We start from the raw sequence: 20,405 nt of genomic DNA on the forward strand, positions 1-20,405 counted from the left end.
GAAAATTTTAATTGCCCTCATTTTAAGGCGCATCTACTCTGATTGATTTAACCATTCTCCTATGTAATACTTTCTTTTGATCTTTTAGTTTTACTGAAAATCCCCTTGAAATGAGTGATTTCTCACTTTTTCAAGGGGATTTTGCGAACCATTTAATTGTTATACGCAGCAGATTTGGCTAATTCGTCGATTTTATCGTAAAAAGCCTCAGCGTTAACGCTGGTAACAAAAGTGACAGGACGACCATTTTTTTCGTCCAAGTAAGTTCTGCCAGAACCAGCTCCATCCGTTATTACTGAAGTTTTTAAAATTTTAGAATCAACAAGGTCAGGGTAATTACTAACTAATGTTGTTAGAACATCCCATAAATAATATGTAGAATCTGCTTCAAAAGAATGGACCAGAGAATATCCATATCCAATTAAATCAATTGCAGGATATTTACGCTGACTTGCCCAACGGAAACGTAAATCTTCAGTTAGTGGAACCTGATTGGTACTGTCTAATGCGACAAGAACAATATCAAGATCCGATTCCCAGACGGTTTTAACAGCATAAGGATCCCAGTAAGCATTCCATTCAGCAGTTCCATCGTGTTCTGGTTCTCTTACGTTTCCTTTTTCGTTTAATGCTCCTCCCATCCAATATAAACGTTCAATATTTTCCGTAATTTTAGGATTCACTTCTATAGCCCGTGCTAAGTCAGTCAGAGGCCCAGTCATTACTAAATTCACTTTAGTTTCCGACTGCATAATTTTATCAATCATATCTAAATGAGCAGGCTTTTCAGCTAAAGGAGTCTTGATCTCTCTTTTTTCGTTTAAAATAGGAAAATCATTAAATGAAAAAGCACTCAATCGCCATTCTTTGGGAAATTGATGGACAGCCCTAGAATTTGAACGGGCAACCGTTGCTTTGCAATCACTTTTTTTAAAAACGTCAATCATTTTCCGTGAAGCATCAGCTGCCGGAGCAACATATCCATCGGCGTCAGTTACGCCAACACCTATTACATTTACCTCAGGCATTTGTAATAGTAAGAGTAGAGAAACAAAATCATCAATGTTACCGTCATGATTCAAGTAAAAATTTTTCAAAATAGATCCTCCATTTATTTTTATAGATTATATCAAATGTTATTTAAATAATTAAACTTTAATTATTTAAATAGTATTGATATACTTCTCAAAACAGGGGGACTCAATGAATTCAAACATTATAAGATTATTAACAGGGAGAGTTTTAACTAATATCTCTGATAGTCTCGTCTATGTGGCGGTTCTCTGGTATTTTAATGAAACTTTTAAATCACCTGTTTTGGCAACTCTGGTATTTGTAGTTACTACCAGCATTGATTTAATGTCGTTTATAATTGGACCGCTTTTAGATCGGACTTCAAGTAAATTTTTATTAGAGCTAAGTACCTTCATTCAAGTGATCGCAACACTTCTTTTAGCGATTTTCTTTGTCTCAGGAAGTAATTTTGGATTGAAGATCATAGTTCCTTTATTTTTATTAATGATAGTGACAATAGCTTCCACAATTATTTATCCCCTTGAATCAAAGATGCTTCCACAGTTAACTTCTAAAAACGAATTAATTAAAGTTAATAGTGTTTTTCAGATTACTTATAAAACTCTAGATATTTTTCTTGATGCCATAGCAACAATTATCATTACGTATTTAAATTTGAGTTTTACCTTTGTTTTATCAGGACTTGTTTTTGCTGCTGCATTTTTTTGTTATCGGTTAATCAAAATAAAAAAAGTCAGCAGGAATGCATCAGAAAATGTTGATAATACCTCTTATTTGGCTGAGTTAAAAATTGGTTGGGATGAATTAAAGTCTCATCCAGATCTGTTGGAATTGTTGTTACCTTTAGTAGTAATTAATTTCTTTTACGGAATGTCGAGTGCAACTTTACCGAGATTTGCCAGTCATTATTTGTCAAACTCCGCTTTAAGTTATGGCCTTTTGTTGACCTTCGATTCAGTAGGTGCGGTTGTTGGAGCTTTCGGGATGCAATTTTTTAAGAAAGATAACGTTAGTCAATATAATTTTATCTTTATAACATTGATTGGGGCAGGCATCGGTCAATTAATATTTGCTGGAGCTATTTCGGTAGTTCCTTTAATTTCAATGATTGGATTGTTTTTAAATAGTGCTTTTACTAGTATGCTGAATATTTCTTTTATGTCCTTGGTTCAAATTATCATTCCCAACAAGACTCTTGGAAGAGTAACTACAATTAATGAGAGTCTGCTTTCTTTAATGATTCCTATCGGAAGCTTTGTTGGAGGTCTATTAATTACATGTTTGCCAGTAGTCGTTCCTCAGTATCTGCATGCAATTGCATTTATTGTTATAAGTTTTGTTTATCTTTTTTTAAAAAAGTGAGGTGGAGTTTGGCTAATGATTTTCAAGAATTTTTGACAATTGCAAAAGAATTAAATGGAATTAAGATCACTCCCTTATTAATTGGATCTTTGGGATTAGAATTTTTAACTGATAAAGATTGGCAGTCAAAAGATATTGATATTCATGTTCCAGGCGATGCAAGAGGTTGGTCAGTTCCAGTTGAAAAACAGATTTACAACTGGAAATCAATCCAGTTAGTCATGAAAAAACTTGACTATAAGTTGATAAATACTCATGAACACAAATTTTCAAAAAAGAATCTGTTAGTAGAATATGGAGTACTTGATACTTTGACGAATTTCGCTGAGGTACGATTGGTAGATTTACAAAATCAGACCGTTCAGGGAGTTAACTTTTTAATTCCTACTTTATCTGACTATCTTAAGATTTATCTAGCTTCTTCAAAAGACAGTTATCGGGCCGATCACAATAATCACAAAGATTTTGCTAAAATTGCTTATTTGAATAAAGCTTGCAAACCCCAATAAATCACATTAATATTGGCATAATAATTTTAATTGAAGGAGGCGATAAAATTGCGAATTGCTCTAGCTCAAATCGATGTGAAATATGGCAATCCAGAAGAAAACCATAAAACAGTGCAAGCGGTTATCGAAAGAGCTGCTGCCAAAATGGCTGATGTGGTGGTGTTGCCAGAAATGTGGAATACGGGCTATGCCTTAAACAAATTAGATACTTTAGCAGATAAGGATGCATTGCAGACAAAAAAGTTGTTAAGTAGGTTATCTTTAGAGTTAAAAATAAATATCGTCGGTGGTTCAGTAGCCATTGAACGTGACCAAAAGTTTTATAACGAAATGTTATCTTTCAATCGAGAAGGAAAACTCATGAGTTCATATGACAAAGTCCATCGGTTTGGCTTAATGAGAGAAGATCGTTATATTACAGCCGGCTCAACTGAAAATTTATTTTCCATTGATGAAGTGTCAGCTATGGGAGTAATTTGCTATGATATTCGCTTTCCTGAATGGCTTCGAAAACAAGCAGCTAAGGGACCAGAAATAATTTTTGTTAGTGCTGAGTGGCCAAGCGCACGAATCACTCAATGGCAGTTGTTATTACAAGCGCGGGCGATTGAAAATCAAGCCTACGTAATAGCAGTTAATCGAGTAGGAAACGATCCTGACAATGCATTTGGCGGAGATTCAATGGTGATTAATCCTTTAGGCCAAATTATTTCTAAAGCAGATGATAGGCCAACATTAATGATTACAGAAATTGATTTATCAGAAGTCAAAAAAGTACGTGGTCAAATTCCTGTGTTTAAAGATCGAAGAACAGAATTATATTAAAAAAGGTGGTGTTAAAAATTGAATTTTCCAGAATCTAAAGTTTTACAGAATTTACCAAAACAGTTTTTTGCTAGTTTGGTTCAAAAAGTTAATGCTAAAGTTGCAAGTGGAGCCGACGTAATTAATTTGGGTCAAGGGAATCCTGATCAGCCAACGCCTCAATTTATTATTGATGCACTTTCAAAGGCGGCTAATGATCCAGCAACTCATAAGTATGCCCAATTTCGAGGGCAGCCAAATTTTAAGCAGGCTTGCTCTGATTTTTATGAACGGGAATACGGAGTTAAATTAGATCCTGAAAAAGAAATTGCGGTTTTAGGTGGATCAAAAATTGGCCTAGTTGAACTGCCATTTGCTTTGATGAATCCGGGAGAAACAATTTTAATGCCTGATCCGGGCTATCCTGATTATTTTTCAGGTGTGGCGTTAGCAAAAGTTAAACTAGAAACTTTTCCTTTATTAGAAGAAAATGATTTTTTGCCGGATTATTCGAAAATAGATCCAGCGACAGCTGATAATGCTAAGCTATTGTATTTAAATTATCCAAATAATCCAACAGGTGCTGTAGCAACATCGGAATTTTATGAAGAAACTGTAGATTATGCTAAAAAACACGAGATCGGGATTGTTAGTGATTTTGCATATGGTGCAATTGGTTTTGATGGGAAAAAGCCAATCAGTTTTTTGCAGACAGCTGGCGCAAAAGACGTTGGAATTGAATTTTACTCTTTTTCAAAAACGTATAATATGGCCGGATGGAGATTAGCTTTTGCGGCAGGAAATGCTGATATGATTGAAGCAATTAATTTAATTCAGGATCATCTATTTGTCAGTGTTTTTCCAGCAATTCAAGAAGCAGGGATTGCGGCTTTAAATAGTGATCAAAAAGCAGCACATGAAATTAGTGATCGATATGAGTCTCGACGAAATGCACTATTGAAGGCTGCTGCAAAGATTAATTGGCCAGCTTATAAGGCTGGAGGAACTTTTTATACTTTAATGAAAGTTCCTGCCGGATATACTAGTGAACAGTTTTCTGACTTGTTATTAGAGAAAGCTAACGTAGCAGTTGCTGCATGTAACGGCTTTGGTGCGACTGGCGAAGGTTATGTTAGAATTGGGCTTTTGGTTTCAGAAGAGCGATTGACAGAAGCAGTTGAACGTGTCGGTAAGCTAAATCTTTTTTGATGGTTGGAATTGTGGTATTATTTTTAAATCTTAAAGCAATTAGGTGAATAATGATCACTATGTTGTAATCAAATAGGTTAGACTTGAGAAACAGTGTCATTTTTTGTTTACACAGCTAACTGATAGAAAAAGGAGAAAGGGGATCTTTCAAAGGGACGGATTTCTTTATTCTGATTTTTATAAATTTTATTCTTTCTGGTTATTTAGTTTGGCAATTTCTTTTTGAAGTTGTTTATTTTCCGCTTCAATTTCTTCAAGTTTCTGCATGATCTTACTAGCATTGTCATCATCATTATTTTGGGTGAAAAAAGTCGTAATGGCACTTGTTATCGCCCCAATTAAACCAATTCCGACAAACATTAACATAATTGCAGCAAATCTTCCCACAGGTGTATGAGGGGAGATATCCCCATACCCGACCGTGGTTGCCGTAGCGATAGCCCACCAAAATGCGTTAGATAAAGATACATCCTCAGCTAATGAATAAAGAACTGACGAAATGATTAGAATTATGCCGCAGATAATTAATAAATAAATCAAACCATTGGTTTTCAAAAACCTTTTCGCTGATTCTTGCAGTTTACCGGTTAATCCAATTAATCTTACAAAACGCAAAGCTTTAGTAAGACGCGCAAGTCTAAACAATCTAGTTAATCTAAACACTGAAAAAAGAGAATTAAATGGAATAATCGCTAGTAAATCAAAAATATTTTGTTTAAAAAATTTCCACTTATTCTGGGACATAAATAATCGTGTGAAGTAGTCGACTGCAAAAATCACAACAATTCCGTTATCGATATAAGTGTAAGGACTTATTTCAATATTTATTAGTGATGAATAGTCCATAATTACCAATACAATTGAAATGACTGCTAAAAGAGCCATAAAAATTGTATACAATTTTGAAATTTGTTTACTGCTTTTAGGCATAAAAGCTCCTGATTCTAGTTTGATATTAAGACGATCAAATAGTGGTTATTTATAGTATAATCTTAATAACAAAAGATCATTTGTCTGTTTTATTTACCGTAATTAAGCGACAATTATTTGCATTGATTACCAGTTTAATTTTGAATTTGAGATATTCAAATAGAAATTTTCACCAGTAAAATAAATTTGTCGCTTTCTTTAATTAATTACAAAACAATACTTCTTATGCTTTGGCGAATAATAAACATTTAATTTTTTTATTCATTTGAATACCAAAGGTGTATAACAGACGTTATCTATATAATCCCCATTAAGATTCTATTTTTTATTATAAATCAATAAGCAGATTTATTTATCGACAAAAATGAATTGATCCAATAATTAGTATTTACAAATTAAGTTTCTGCGAAAATCGCGAAAGGTACAGAATTCATTATGGAACATAAATATATTATTCAGTTACTCAGACAAGAAGAAGCAATTGAAATTGCTGATGAGTGGAAGTATTCATCTTTCTATTCATTTTACGATATGTCTGCTGACCCAGAAGATTATGAAGAAATAGTTACTCCTGAATTAAGAAAAAATAATTATTTTGGAGTACACAAAAATGGTGACCTAATAGGTTTTTATACTGTTGAAAAATCAGGAGCTACCGCTGAAATCGGATTTGGGATGAGACCGGACTTGACAGGAAAAGGAAACGGCACAGGTTTTGTGCAGGCTATTATCGAAGATGTTATAGATCATAATCCAGATCTTGTTAATCTGAAACTTGAAGTTGCATGTTTTAACAAGCGGGCAATTCACCTTTACGAAAAGTTAGGATTTAAAAAAATTAATCAGCATCTTCAAGTAACTAATGGATCAAAATATGATTTTTGGCTGATGGAGAAAATTTTAAAATAAAAGGAGAATATTTTTGCAGATAAATTCAATCATAATTATCCGCTCTCAAAAAAAAATTAAGGGAAATCTGGGAGTCAATTATAGTGGATTAGCTCAGATTAGTATCTATGATAATTCCGCAATGCAAACAGCAATTTATACTGGAAAAATCAATCTTCAAGAAGGCTCTTTTGAAATGAATGATAGTTTCATTGAAATGAGAATCTTTGTAAAATTGACTCTAAAACAAGATATTTATCTTGGTTCTACGCGACATGTTCGATTAGACTCTCTTTATAATTTGCGAGATCTCGGTGGTTATCAAGGGAATAAAGGTTTTGTTAAATGGGGAGTACTTTATCGTAGTGATGCCTTAGATCATTTGAATAAAAATGACTTACTATATCTGAAGCGACTGTCAGTTGATACTGTTGTTGATTTTCGTTCATCAGAAGAAATTGATCGAAATCCAGATTTAAATATCGGAGAACAGCATCATTATGCGATTGATCCTAAAGCTTTTGCAGCTGCTGAGGCAAGTAAAGTTCCTAATAATAAGAAACACGATCAAGAAAGGGTGCAGGATCTAGAGAAATTAAGTGAAACTTTAACTGGACGTCAGAAGTTAAAAGAAATGCAGTCTCAAATGATTGTTCAAATGCATGATATGGTTGTTAAACCGATTTCTCAAAAGGCCTATGCGTTATTTCTACAAGTGGTATTAAATTCAGATGGACCGCTTATTTTTCACTGCCAGGGAGGCAAAGATCGAACTGGCTGGGCAGCTGTAATCTTGTTAAGATTGCTTGGAATTAACAAAGATACCATAATGCAGGATTATTTACTAACAAAGAAATATAACAAAGAACGAAATATTAAGAGAATGGCTAGCTATGAACAATATACCGATAATGAACTGGTTCTAAATTATCTAAGATCTTTACAGTTATCCAAACCAGAGTATTTAGAATCTTCATTCAAAGCATTAGAGTCTTTGGGAACTTCAATTGAAGATTATGTAAAAAAATATCTCAGTTTTACAGCTGAAGAGATAAAAAGACTCCAAGATAAGTACCTTGAAAAATAAAAAAGTGATAATTTTTGATGCTATTTGTAAAATCGCTGATTTTGCAGGTAGCATTTTTATTTTAGATTAAAAGCAATATTTTAATTCGTTTTTAATAAAATTATTTTCAAAATTTGCGAGTTGTGTCTTTAAATGTTTTAAAGATCATTGATAGATATAGGTCTAGGAAAGAGAAATAAAATTTCTCTTTTTTTATATAAAAAAACAAAAATTAAGAAATAAAGTTTCAAAAAATAAAAAGCAGTGCTATAATTTTGTACCTAGCAAGGCCAGTAATCAAAAACATAAAGTAGTTTAATGTTAAACAAAATGAAAATTTGTTAATTAAATCTAGCGATAAATATGAAACTTTATTTCACTAAGACTACCATACTACATATTGGATTTATTATCTGATATTTAGAGAATCAAATTAGTTCAATAGGAGATTTATTTTGATGATTATAGAAAATCTAATTTCTGTTTTTAAAAATAAAAAAATGCCACAATTAATATTTTTTTTATTTTTAGAAATTCTCTTTTTTTCAACGATTTCTGAAGTTAATGCAGAAGTTCAGATAGATGATCCTGCTATTAATTCAGCTCATTTACTTACTTACCCCAACGAAGGAAATGATAGTAACCTTAATGAAGGAATTTATGAGCCTTTTTATGGGAAAACAGTTTTCGACGATACTGCAGCAGCAAATAGTGCAACTGACGATCCTCGTGAACAGTATGATACCCCAGATCCCGACGATCCGACCAATATTGCTAAATTTAGGGTAAAAACACATTCTGAAACTAATGACCAAATTAAGCAACGCTTAATTGATGGAGATGTTTATGGTCAAATTCAAAGGTATAAATCAGAAGGAGAAACCGCTTATGTTTCAACGCCTAATGAACTTTTAAATGCTCTTTGGGGAAGGAAAGGAGCTTATAAGTCAAGTGATGCTTATCCAACATTTGGGCCTAATGCCTCGGGAGCAGTTGCTCAAGTTAACATTACTCATATTGTTTTAACTAAAGATATAGTTTTTACATATGGTACTACAGTGAATGGATATCAGAGTTTTACAAATCTTGTTGGTTTAACAGGTAATTATATTCCTAACAGAAATATTGTAATTGATGGAATTGATCCTCGAGACCCTACAAAAACTAAACACACTTTGGATTTTAATGGAGCATACAATGCGGCTCGAATTGATTTAAATAGTAATTATTTTAAATCTAAATTTGTATTTAACAATGTTAATCTACAAGGGACAGACTATTTTGGGATCGGTTCTGCAGTAAATAATACTATTAATAAAACTGTTATATACCGAAATGTAAAATATCGTGGTTCCCAGTTAGCAGCATCTTATTATACAGATATTGTTTTTACTGGTTACAACGATATTCAGCCATCAATTTCATACCAAACTTTGCAGCCAGTAAGTAGCGGTGCATCAGACAGCAAAGGTCCAATATATGATGATGCTAAACCTGGAAAAACAACTTACGCTTACGGTCATTTGCCAAGTAATGCTCCGGCTGGATCTACAGCTACATATTACTGTCAGCAAATTATGGAAAGTTATAATGTAACTTTTGCTTATAACACCAAATTTGATAGTTTTACTCCAACGGATAGTTCCTTTGTCTTAGGGTATTACCTCAGTAATGGAAAACCTTGTAACATTAATGTTATGGATCATGCAGAGGTCAACGCCTCATCAACTAATCAAGGCTCAGTAATGGAGTACGCGTATAGTGCAACAATTCAGTTATGGAGTGGTGAACTAGAGGTTCATCCACATGCAGTATTAAATATTAATGCCTATGAGTTTCAAAATACTGCACCTAATGGTGATACTAACACTAATAACACCACACATAATCCGAATTATACACGTGATCTAATTAATTTAACGCCACAAGGAGGTTTTAATCCAAATATAAAAATTGACGACTATGCGACCCTTAATGGCAACCAAAGTGGACCAATTGCCTCTGCTGGCTTAAGTAATGGAGCAGTGGGCTTAGGTGCAGGCGCTTCAATAGATGTTGGTAAATGGGGAAAGTTTAATATTAAATCAGTAAATGCTGGTATGACGACGCGTCCTGTATTATATATGGCTAACAGTGCAAAGGTGAATGTTTCACAGCCGGGAACATTTGATTTACAGGGAGATGGTGATTATAAAGGAGTTCGATCACTAATACAGCTTGGAAGTAGTGCAACATTTCAATTTAATCGAGCTCGAATGGTTAACATCCAGTACAATGGTGTTCAGCCTAATACAAAGTTAATAACGATGAATCCAGGACAGATGGATGTCCAGAATATGGATGTTTATGCTTGGAATCGAGGCAATACTGCCGCAAATGGTACTCATCCAGATGCTTACGATAACGTTGAAGGAAAAGATTATTTATGGCAGTCAATATTTAATTTTGCTGCTAACTACAATAGTTCAGGTTTTTTAAATATTGATCCAACCGCTTCTTCTCTTTTTCCAACAGATATTGAAGATATACGTACTAATTACAATACTAATAATTTTCAGCGAGTGATGTTTCATTATATTCCAACAGTTTACGTTAAATTCACTTCACAGCCGGTCGATGATCCAAGTGATGTCAATTCTTATACAATTAGTGGTAATACTTTTACTGATGATATTACTGATCCTAACGCTGATTATGTTCCTTTAGCCAATGCCTACGTTCGATTAAACGGAAGGGTTCAAAATTCAGTCCTTGGATTGGATCAGCCTTTTCTAAATGAAATTAGCTCTGATTCTAAATGGAGTGATTTATCAGGTTCAGGGATTGACATAAAGTCTAATTTTAGTGCAATTAGTGATTCAAGTGGAAATTTCATAGTTCAACTTCCTAAAGATGCTTCAACAAATTATCAAAAAACGTTTATGGCAAGTGACTTAAACGATCAAACGAATACTAAGCCAAATGAAAACGGAAGAATCCAGGCATTTGCTTTTAAAGCTGGTAACTATAATACTGCAAGTATTGCTGTTAATGATCAGATACCGCCAAAAGCACAAGCTGCACCTTTAAGATATACGGTTGTTGGTAGAACAATACCCGATCCGAAATATTTTATTGATTTAACGAGTATTACAGATCTTGATCCAAATACAAATTCTAATTCTTTTACCGTATTGACTGATTACACTTTTAAGTTTAATTCTCAAAACGAAGTAACGAATGACGCATTTTGGCAAACCCCGGGAGCTAATAAAACTGTTTTAGTTGATGTTTCAGATCCATCTGGTAATATAACTACCGTCTCAGCTCATGTAACTATTTCGGCAGCACCTGTTTTTATCGAAATCAGTAAGCCTAAAGCAATTGTTAAGATTCCTGACAATTCATCTTCTTGGACAAATGCTCAATGGCAGCAGTGGATAACTATAAACAACCCTAATTCAGTAAAAGCACTTAAAATAAATGATGATGGTAGTACTAATGATATAAGTAGTTCAATGACGAACGATGCAAATTTGCATTCTGGCTTAAATACAGTTCAATACAAAGTTTCAACCGGAGATGTTGCTCCAGCACCAACTGAAGTAACTGAAGCAGCAAGTATAGAGCTTAGAAGTGATACAGTAGAATTAAAGCTTCCAAGTGATGCAAGTGGAACAAAATCAATTGATTTTGGTCGATTTGGTTCTTATAATACAGGTTATTTAACGCCAAAAGAAACTAATACGTACCCAGTTAATGTAATCGATGACAGAGTAGATAAAGATCATGATTGGCAATTATCAATTAACTCAACTCAGTTCTCATCAACTAGTTCAGTTATACCAGTGGAAAGTCTCGATTTAGGACTCTTGGATAGTAGTACGAATACATTTAGTAGTATTGTTCAAACAGATTCTATAATTACAACTGGACAGACCAACAAAAATTTAGATTTGATGACAGGAGCTGGATTTCTTAATTCAGACCTAAAGTTAACTGTCAATCGTCCTTATGTTGATAGTAAGATAAGCAGTGGTAAGTACAACGCTAAGTTAACCTGGACATTAATTAAAGAAGTTCCATAAAGTAGAATAAACACGAATCTTTCAACAAAAAGACTAGTGTTTATTTTTATATTTAAATCAAATAGATAACTGATCATTATTTAAAATTAAATTATAAACTAAATATATGAATAAGGATAATTAAGTGCTAAAAGTAAAACAAAATATTTTAATGCTAATTACTACAAAATCATAATCATTTTTTTAAAAAAAAATTATAAAAAATGAAACACGATTTGCGGCAAGTCTTAAAAAAGCTTGATACATAAAGCTTTCTTAAGACTTTTTTAAAATTTACATTTTTTTAATTTTTAAAATGATTATTATCAAAAAATGATAAAACTTATGCCAACCATTGGTTCTTAGTGATATCATTAAGATATATAAAGTCATGCTAGAGAGTTTTTATTGTATTGTTTATTAGTGACATTAGTTCAAGTAGTAAATTTTATATATTTCTTAATGATTGTTTATCTAGTAGTTAATTAATTTAAATAAGTTATGGGAGATGTAAATTGATGATTGTTAATAATCGATATCTGGAAAAGATATTTTTAAAATTAAAGAAAAATCGGCTAGTTCAGCTTGTATTCCTCATAGGATTATTCACATCAATGACTTCTTTGAATGTTAATGCCGATGTTAATAATCCTGTTAATATGGCTGTCTTACCAAATTCTTCAGAAGATGTTTCGTCAAGTGAATCTAATCATGGTGATGTATACGCACCTTTTTATGGCCCAACATTTTTAAGCGTAAGTCCCTATGATGGGGCATCTGACGATCCTCGGACGCAATATGATACTCCGAATCCAGATGATCCATTAAATATCAATAAATTTAGAGTAAAGACTCATTCAGAAACTGACGATCAAATTAAAAAGCGCCTGGTTGACGGTGATGTATATGATCAAATTCAAAGATATAAATCTGAGGGAGAGACCGCCTATGTTTCAACACCTGATGAACTTTTGAATGCTCTTTTGGGACGAAGGGGTGCTTATAAACCAGGTGATTCGCTTCCTTCGGATGCTAATCCACCAGAAGTGAATATCACTCATATTGTTTTAACTAAAGATATTGCTTTTACATACGGTACAACGGTTAGAGGGTATCAAAGTTTCAATGATATGCGTGGATATACCGAAACCCATATTCCTAATCGTAATATTGTTGTTGACGGAATAGATTCTAGGGATCCGTTAAAAACGAAACACACATTAGATTTAAATGGTGCAATAGATCCATCACGAATTAGTATTTGCAGTAATAGATATACCTCAAAGTTTGTTATGAATAACATTAATTTACAAGGGACAGATTGGTATGGCCCCGTATCTGCTTATAATAATGGCGTTAGTAAAACAGTTATTTACCGTAACATAAAATACCGCGGGGCTCAATTAGCGGCGTCTTATCAAACTGATATTGTATTCACTGGTTATAACGATGTTCGGACTACTATTTCGTATCAAAGTTTAGAACCAGTTAGCAGCAGCACAGATAGCGCAGGTAATCCAATTTATGATGATGCAAGACCTGGACAAATGCTTTATGCAGTCGGTCATGTGCCCAGTAATGTTTCACCTGGTTCTGGTAGACAGTACGAATGTCAACAAATTATGGAAAGTTATAATGTATCATTTGCGCTTAATACAAAATTTGATGGTTTTACACCTACTGCAGATTCCTTTGTATTAGGATATTATCTTAGTAACGGTAAGCCTTGTAATATTAATGTATGGGATCATGCTGAGGTTAACGTTACATCTACCAATCAAGGATCAGTGGCAGAATATGCAAATTATACAGCGACAATTCAATTATGGAGTGGTGAATTAGAGGTCCACCCACATGCAGTATTAAATATTAGCTCTTATGAATTTAATGATCCCCCTACAAATGGAGATACAAATCCAAATAATATAAGGCCTAATCCTTCTTATACAAGAGATTTAATTAATTTAACTCCACAAGGTGGTTTTAATCCGAATGTAAAAGTCGATGATTATGCGACTATTAATGGAACTCAGAGTGGACCGATCGCTAGAAATAGTCTTGGTTATGGTGCAGTTAGTTTAGGAATAGGTGCTTCATTAGATGTTGGTAAATGGGCTAACTTTAATATTAAATCAACTAATGCTGGGGCAAGTACTCGACCAGTCTTATATATGAATAATAGCGCAAGAGTTAGTGTTGCTCAGCCAGGGACCTTTGATTTACAAGGAGATGGTGATTATACAGGAGCTCGTTCGCTGATTCAACTTGGGTCCAATGCGACTTTTGAGTTTAATCGCGCTCGAATGGTCAACATTCAATACAATGGAAGTCAACCCAATACTAACTTAATTTCAATGGCAGCAGGACAAATGCATGTTCAAAACATGGATGTTTATGCATGGAATACAGGTAACACTGCAGCAGTAGGAACGCACCCTGATCCTTATGATAATGTTGAAGGTAAGGATTATATGTGGCAGTCAATCTTCAATTTTATTGCAAATTATAATAGTTCAGGGTTTGTTAATATTGATCCGGCAGCATCTTCTCTTTTCCCAAATGATATTGCTGATATGCGTGTTAACTATAATACCAATAGATTTCAGCGAGTCATGTTTCACTATATTCCGACAGTTTACTTTATGAACTTTACTTCAACACCAGTTGATGGACCTGCAACCGATGTGAATTCATATAAAGTCAGCGGGAAGGTTGTTACCGATAATATTAATGATCCTGAAGGGGATTATATTCCAATGCAGGGAGCTTATGTCAGATTAAGTGGACATGTTAAAAACACTGCAGCAGCAAGTGAAGTAGGTTCAGTTGATTTAGATCAGCCGTTTAACAATACAGTTGATCCTGATCCTAGATGGGCAGATATTTCGGCTGGTGGACTTGATATTACTTCGAAGTTTTCGGCAATTACAGCTGCAGACGGGACTTTTTCGGTAACCTTACCAGTAGATCCTACTACAGGAGTTCAAAAGACATTTATGGCAAGTGATCCGAGTGATCCTGATAATACAAGACCAACTGAAAATGGGAGAATTCAAGCGTTTGCGTTTAACAGAGGTAACTACAACACTACTAATACAGCTGTTTTAGATAAAGGCAAACCAAGAGCACAAGCTGCACCATTAAGATATTCAGTTGCGGACCAGCCAGCTCCAGATCCGAAGTACTTTGTCGATACTACTGTGGATCCTGCTACAGGACTTACTAAAATTAGTGATTTGTATTCAGATATTCATTCAAATGCTTTTACTAAACTAAGTGATTATACTTTTACTTTTGATTCTCGAAACCTAGCAACAGATACAACTTTCTGGGGAACGCCAGGGAATAATAAGCCGGTGTACGTTAATGTAACTGATCCAAGCGGCAATACAACAGTTGTTGAGGGAAGGGTTACTATCTCTAGTCTTCCGGTTTTCATTGAAGTTAATAAGCCAAGCGCAGTTGCAAAAATTCCTGATGGTTCTGGGTCTTGGAGTCCAGCACAGTGGCAAAATTGGGTAACAACCACTAATCCGAATGAAGCCAGGGCTCTTAGAATTAACACTGATGGATCAACCACTGATATCAGCAGTCAAATGACTAACAATGCGAGTGGTTTTGTTGAAGGAGTTAATAATATTCAATATACTGTTCCGACTGGGGCAGTTCCACCAAATCCTTCAACAGTCACAGCTAACGGAACAATTGAGTTAAGAACTGACACTTTAAAATTGAATTTACCATTGGATTCTTCAAATAATCCAAAAGCAATCAATTTTGGACGGCACGGTTCTTATGAAACAGGATATTTGAGCTCTAATGATACAGCTGTTTATCCTTCGCAAATTATTGATGATCGCGTTGATAAATCTAGTAATTGGCATTTGGAAGTTAAAGCTGATAAATTTAAAGATCAGACGTCAGGAATAGTTAGTTCTGAGCTTCCGGTTAGTACAATGGATTTAGGACTGCTAGATAGTACAGCAAATTTGTTTTCTGATATTATAGATACTAGTTTAACGATAACTCAAGGCGTTAATAATAAAAGTTTTGATATCATGACTGGATCAGGATTAACGAATACAAATCAGGCCCTTAAGATTAGTCGTGGTTCAGCTGACAGTCATTTAAATGGACGTACTTACAAATCCAATTTGATTTGGACCTTGGTCGATGGGACACCGTAGATGTTTGCATCATTATTTTAAAGGAAAAGCTAGATTTTAATAACCTAGCTTTTTTCTTTTTTGTAAATTTGTTGATCATAATCATGATAAGATATAAATGAAAAATAATTAGAGGATTTAACAAATGACAAGAATTATTTTAGATTGCGATCCAGGTCATGATGATGCATTAGCATTGATGCTGGCAATCACGAATCCGAAAATCGAACTGGCAGCAGTAACAACCTCTGCAGGTAATCAAACACCGGAGAAGACTTTAAACAATGCGCTAAGATTGTTAAGTTTGATGGGCCAAACGAAAATTCCAGTCGCTGGCGGTAATCGGACTCCATTAGTTAGGACTTTAAAAACTGCTGGTGAGGTTCATGGAGAAACCGGATTGGATGGAGCAGACTTACCAGATCCAAGTATTGAGCCAGAGAAGATTACGGCGATTGAATTGATTGCAAATGTTATTAGAGAATCAAAAGAAGAAATTACTTTGGTAGTGACGGGACCAATGACAAATACAGCACTTTTTCTCAGGGTTTATCCTGATTTAGCCAATCACATAGAACGAATTGTTTTTATGGGCGGAGCGATGGGATTGGGAAATTGGGCCCCTTCTGTTGAATTTAATATTTATGTTGATCCAGATGCTGCAAAAATCGTTTTGAACTCAGGGATTCCTTTAACAATGGTGCCATTAAACGTAACACATCGTGCAGTGATTAAAAAATCTGAGTTGGAATCAATAAAAGAAATTGATAATCCTGTTGCACAGGCATTTTATGGGCTATTAAAGTTTTATGAGAGATACTATGACGCTCCTAAATGGAACTTTGAAGGATTACCGCTTCATGATCCATGTACGATTGCTTGGTTAATTAATCCTTATTTATTTAATAGCAAATTAATGAACGTAGACGTCGAAACCAAAGGAGATCTGACCACAGGTGAAACGGTCTGTGATTATTATGATTTAACTGGTAAGCCAAAAAATACAGAAGTTTTATTAGATCTTAAACGCTCAGAGTTTATTGATTTAATAATTTCATCGTTAAAAACTTTTTCAAAAGGAGATATAAATGAAAAAAAATCTTAAGATTCCAATTGAATTTATTCATCAAACTAATGAAGGACGGACGGTAGTCACATACTCGAAAGAAAGTAAAGTTTTTTCCATTTTTATTCCGGTTACTGATATTATTGATTGGAGTAAGACCGATTATCGTGAAATTAATTTTGATTCCAACCAAGATTATGAAGTTATTATTGCTGATCCTTCTCCGGCAGTGAAGCCAATGGGGGGAACAATTAAGGGAGATGTATTAGAAACAGATCTTAATCGTTTAGTTCAGTATGGTTCTAACAAAGGAATATCCTAAAAAATGTCATCAATTTGATGGCATTTTTATTTGAATAAATTTTTAATATATGGCAGCATTCCTGTAACAAACGGTAGAAGTGAACAGATAAATACTAGAGTTAAACAAAATTTTTGAATTTTCGTCATTTTCTTAAAGTGTCCGATAAAGCTGCCGGTTAATAAAATTGCGCTAAAAAAAACAAAAAAACCTTCTAAAACATAAATTGAATGATTCAACTTGAAAATTCCTTTAAATATAATATATCTATTGTCGCACTTTGAGCCTAAAAAATCTCGTTGAAATAGCTTTCAAAAATAGTTTTTCTAACATATTTTTTTACAAAAATTCATAAAAGCCACTTTTCCTTTATCGTCACGCTTGAAGACTCCTGCATCTTCTAGAACACGAGAAAATACATCACCAACAGCTTGGTTAAGTTGAGCTTCGATATTGTCTTTATTCCAAACTTGTTTTGATTTTAATTCTTCTGCCCAAGGACGATGGGACTCTTTTATTTCATTATCTTGATTAAGTAAAAACTTTTTAACTTCAGATAATTCAGTTTGCAGACGACCGGGTAAAATTGCAAGTCCCATAACTTCTATTAAACCGATATTTTCTTTTTTAATGTGCTGAACATCTTGATGAGGATGAAAAATGCCGTCAGGATATTTTTCACTAGTTTGATTATCTCTTAAGACGATTTCCAGCGTATATTCATCGCCGTTACGATGAGCAATCGGAGTGACAGTATGTTTCCTCTCACCATTTACGTATGCACGAATTCCGACTGATTCATCGCTGTATTCCTGCCATTTTTCACGAATCATTTCAGCAGCGTCAATTAAATCCTTTTTATTATTAGAACTGATCCTAATTACGCTCATGGGCCACTTTACAATTCCTGCCTTCAAGTTAGGAAAACTCTTTAATTTTAAATCATGTTCAATTGGCGCTTTAAACATTGGAAAATTGTGTCTCCCACCTTGATAGTGCTCGTGTGAGAGCATCGAGCCTCCTACTAAAGGAATATCAGCATTCGAGCCGACAAAATAATCTTTAAAAGTGGAGATTATTGTTAAGAGATTGACAAAAGTTTGACGAGTTATTTCCATTGGTTCGTGGATCTGATCTAGGAAAATTGCGTGTTCTGAAAAATAAGAGTAGGGGGAGTACTGAAATCCCCAAGTTTGACCACCTAGATTAAAACGAACTATTCGATGATTACTCCGAGCAGGATAATCAATTCTACCTAAATAACCTTCATTTTCCATGCAAAGCTGGCAAAGTGGATACTGGTCATTTTGAGGAGTGTTAAAGGCGGCAGCAATTGCGCGGGGATCTTTTTCCGGTTTGGAAAGATTGATTGTGATTTCCAGATCACCATATTCTGATTTTGTCGTAAATTTAAGATTTTTGCTGATAGCTCTAGTTTGAATATAATTATTTGCTTTACTCAAATTATAAAACCAGTCGGTTGCTTCTCTAGAGTTAATTAAATGCTTATCCCAAAAGATTGAATTAATGGTACTTGGTAAAGGAGTTGCAAAATTCATAAGCTGAGCTTCAAGTATTTGTTTTGAAGCAGGAGCATCTTCAATTTTTCCGTTTTGAATTGCTGCTGTAACTAATACGTCAAGGTTATCAAACGGATCAGTTTTACTGTCCATTTTTCTAGCCTCATCACCAATTAGAGCTAGAATTTGATTTTCAATATAAATTTGATCGAGATCACTTAGATCAGGATTTAGATGAATGCAGTAAGATGCATGACTTGTAACTGCGCTCATTTGTTTTCCTCTGCTTGAATTTCTCTTGGGCCATCAGAAATTTTAGCTAAATAAAATTCAGCTGGATGACCAATTTCATCGGTATAAGCGGTCTGAACTTGTTTTTTAAATTCATCAACATGATCTTGGTTAACAATAGCAATTGCACAACCACCAAAACCAGCACCAGTCATGCGGGAACCAAAAACCCCTTCTTGCTTAAGAGCGGTTTTAACCAAGGTATCTAACTCTTTTCCCGTTACTTCATAGTCATAAGCAAGAGAAACTCCAGAAGCCGAAATTAAACGGCCAAATTCTGCTAATTGGTGAGATTTCAAAGCCTCAGCTGCTTTTAATGTCCGCTGATTTTCTGAAACTGCATGACGAGCTCTTTTAATTAAAATAGGATCATATATTAGATAAGAGTACTCGTCAAACTGTTCGTTTGTTAAATCACCTAATGATTTAATTGACAGTTTTGTTTGTAAAAGCTTTAAAGCGTCTTCGCATTCCTTACGGCGTTCGTTGTACTTTGATTCAACTAAAGCGCGGGGTTTACAAGTATTCATAATGACAATCAAATTATCACCAAGGTCAATCGGTAAATACTCATATTTCATGGTGTTGGTATCAAGTAAAGTTGCTTGATTCTTTTTGCCCATTCCGATGGCAAATTGATCCATAATGCCAGTGTTAAGGCCCAAATAATTGTTTTCAACCCTTTGACCCGCTTTAACTAGCTCTAACATATCAATTGACAGATGATAACAAGTGCTTAAAATTGTGCCGCAAAGTAGTTCAAGTGCTGCGGAACTAGAAAGGCCGGATGAATTAGGAAGATCTCCATCAATGTAGATATTAAGACCGCCGTTAATTTTTAATCCTGCTTTAATTAATTCTTGAGCCATTCCAGTAAAATAATCAGTCCACTGGTTTTGCTTCGGGGAAGTGAGCTGGTTAGAACTAATATCATTAATTTCATCATTGAAGTTAGCAGAAAAAAGATGAAATTCATTATCACTGCTTTTTCCAACGGCTGCGTAAATTCCTAAAGTAATTGCACAGGGGAAAACATGTCCACCATTGTAGTCAGTATGTTCACCAATTAAATTGATTCGACCCGGTGAAAAAAATAAATGTTCGGGCTTTTGGTTGAATTTATCTTCAAAACCTTTTCTTGTATCTGCAATAATTTTTGATGCCATGTTCTGACCGTCCTTTTTTAATAGTTACCTCCCTTTATTTTACCTA

Annotated in this window: 14 protein-coding genes; 10 read left to right on the forward strand and 4 right to left on the reverse strand. The window is 34.3% G+C overall.

The window, feature by feature from the left end:
• Positions 1-152: 152 nt before the first annotated feature.
• Positions 153-1,097: a nucleoside hydrolase gene (locus tag R8749_RS02505; RefSeq protein ID WP_317697743.1), complete on the reverse strand. Its 945-nt coding sequence runs from the start codon at positions 1,095-1,097 to the stop codon at positions 153-155.
• Positions 1,098-1,203: 106 nt separating this feature from the next.
• Between R8749_RS02505 and R8749_RS02510 the strand changes: the two genes are divergently transcribed.
• From R8749_RS02510 to R8749_RS02525, 4 genes are read left to right on the forward strand one after another with little or no spacing between them, the layout of a single operon-like run.
• On the forward strand, positions 1,204-2,397 hold the full coding sequence (locus R8749_RS02510; RefSeq protein WP_317697745.1) for an MFS transporter: 1,194 nt from the start codon (positions 1,204-1,206) through the stop codon (positions 2,395-2,397).
• A gap of 8 nt (positions 2,398-2,405) precedes the next feature.
• The gene (locus R8749_RS02515; RefSeq protein WP_317697747.1) at positions 2,406-2,906 is read left to right on the forward strand and encodes a phosphoribosylanthranilate isomerase; all 501 of its coding nucleotides are present in this window, start codon (positions 2,406-2,408) and stop codon (positions 2,904-2,906) included.
• Positions 2,907-2,954: 48 nt separating this feature from the next.
• Positions 2,955-3,731 carry a carbon-nitrogen family hydrolase gene (locus R8749_RS02520; protein WP_317697749.1) on the forward strand — a complete coding sequence of 259 codons (777 nt, stop codon included), beginning with the start codon at positions 2,955-2,957 and terminating at the stop codon, positions 3,729-3,731.
• 18 nt (positions 3,732-3,749) lie between these two features.
• Positions 3,750-4,919: a pyridoxal phosphate-dependent aminotransferase gene (locus tag R8749_RS02525; RefSeq protein WP_317697752.1), complete on the forward strand. Its 1,170-nt coding sequence runs from the start codon at positions 3,750-3,752 to the stop codon at positions 4,917-4,919.
• A gap of 186 nt (positions 4,920-5,105) precedes the next feature.
• On the opposite strand, the gene R8749_RS02530 is transcribed toward R8749_RS02525, so the two are convergent.
• Positions 5,106-5,849, reverse strand: coding sequence for a potassium channel family protein (locus R8749_RS02530; protein ID WP_317697754.1), 744 nt, complete (start codon positions 5,847-5,849; stop codon positions 5,106-5,108).
• A 435-nt stretch (positions 5,850-6,284) separates the two neighbouring features.
• On the opposite strand from R8749_RS02530, the gene R8749_RS02535 reads away from it, so the two are divergent.
• The 6 genes from R8749_RS02535 (at position 6,285) to R8749_RS02560 (ending at position 17,403) form a co-directional block, all read left to right on the forward strand.
• A complete protein-coding gene (locus tag R8749_RS02535; RefSeq protein WP_317697757.1) occupies positions 6,285-6,758 on the forward strand; it encodes a GNAT family N-acetyltransferase in 474 nt (157 codons plus the stop codon).
• Between the two features lie 13 nt (positions 6,759-6,771).
• Complete coding sequence (locus tag R8749_RS02540) at positions 6,772-7,824, forward strand: tyrosine-protein phosphatase (RefSeq protein WP_317697759.1); 1,053 nt, start codon at positions 6,772-6,774, stop codon at positions 7,822-7,824.
• Positions 7,825-8,261: 437 nt separating this feature from the next.
• Complete coding sequence (locus R8749_RS02545; RefSeq protein ID WP_317697761.1) at positions 8,262-11,870, forward strand: pectate lyase-like adhesive domain-containing protein; 3,609 nt, start codon at positions 8,262-8,264, stop codon at positions 11,868-11,870.
• Positions 11,871-12,367: 497 nt separating this feature from the next.
• On the forward strand, positions 12,368-16,036 hold the full coding sequence (locus R8749_RS02550; RefSeq protein ID WP_317698491.1) for a pectate lyase-like adhesive domain-containing protein: 3,669 nt from the start codon (positions 12,368-12,370) through the stop codon (positions 16,034-16,036).
• A gap of 124 nt (positions 16,037-16,160) precedes the next feature.
• The gene (gene rihA, locus R8749_RS02555) at positions 16,161-17,120 is read left to right on the forward strand and encodes a pyrimidine-specific ribonucleoside hydrolase RihA (RefSeq protein ID WP_317697763.1); all 960 of its coding nucleotides are present in this window, start codon (positions 16,161-16,163) and stop codon (positions 17,118-17,120) included.
• Positions 17,104-17,403 (forward strand): hypothetical protein, encoded by a 300-nt coding sequence (locus R8749_RS02560; protein ID WP_317697766.1) that lies wholly within the window; start codon positions 17,104-17,106, stop codon positions 17,401-17,403. Before rihA ends, R8749_RS02560 begins: the two co-directional genes overlap by 17 nt.
• 305 nt (positions 17,404-17,708) lie before the next feature.
• Here the strand turns inward: R8749_RS02560 and R8749_RS02565 are convergent, their stop codons facing one another.
• Together R8749_RS02565 and R8749_RS02570 are read right to left on the reverse strand one after the other, a co-directional pair.
• A complete protein-coding gene (locus tag R8749_RS02565; RefSeq protein WP_317697768.1) occupies positions 17,709-19,175 on the reverse strand; it encodes a UDP-glucose--hexose-1-phosphate uridylyltransferase in 1,467 nt (488 codons plus the stop codon).
• The gene (locus R8749_RS02570; protein ID WP_317697769.1) at positions 19,172-20,359 is read right to left on the reverse strand and encodes a galactokinase; all 1,188 of its coding nucleotides are present in this window, start codon (positions 20,357-20,359) and stop codon (positions 19,172-19,174) included. Before R8749_RS02570 ends, R8749_RS02565 begins: the two co-directional genes overlap by 4 nt.
• Positions 20,360-20,405 lie beyond the last annotated feature (46 nt).

The organism is Xylocopilactobacillus apis (assembly GCF_033095965.1).
Lineage (GTDB): Bacteria > Bacillota > Bacilli > Lactobacillales > Lactobacillaceae > Xylocopilactobacillus > Xylocopilactobacillus apis.

Excerpts from the sequence above, each read along its gene's own strand:
- R8749_RS02570 (WP_317697769.1), bottom strand. The coding sequence starts at position 20,359 with ATGGCATCAAAAATTATTGCAGATACAAGAAAAGGTTTTGAAGATAAA.
- R8749_RS02530 (WP_317697754.1), bottom strand. The coding sequence starts at position 5,849 with ATGCCTAAAAGCAGTAAACAAATTTCAAAATTGTATACAATTTTTATG.
- R8749_RS02535 (WP_317697757.1), top strand. The coding sequence starts at position 6,285 with ATGGAACATAAATATATTATTCAGTTACTCAGACAAGAAGAAGCAATT.
- R8749_RS02510 (WP_317697745.1), top strand. The coding sequence starts at position 1,204 with ATGAATTCAAACATTATAAGATTATTAACAGGGAGAGTTTTAACTAAT.
- R8749_RS02545 (WP_317697761.1), top strand. The coding sequence starts at position 8,262 with ATGATTATAGAAAATCTAATTTCTGTTTTTAAAAATAAAAAAATGCCA.
- R8749_RS02550 (WP_317698491.1), top strand. The coding sequence starts at position 12,368 with ATGATTGTTAATAATCGATATCTGGAAAAGATATTTTTAAAATTAAAG.
- rihA (WP_317697763.1), top strand. The coding sequence starts at position 16,161 with ATGACAAGAATTATTTTAGATTGCGATCCAGGTCATGATGATGCATTA.
- R8749_RS02560 (WP_317697766.1), top strand. The coding sequence starts at position 17,104 with ATGAAAAAAAATCTTAAGATTCCAATTGAATTTATTCATCAAACTAAT.
- R8749_RS02565 (WP_317697768.1), bottom strand. The coding sequence starts at position 19,175 with ATGAGCGCAGTTACAAGTCATGCATCTTACTGCATTCATCTAAATCCT.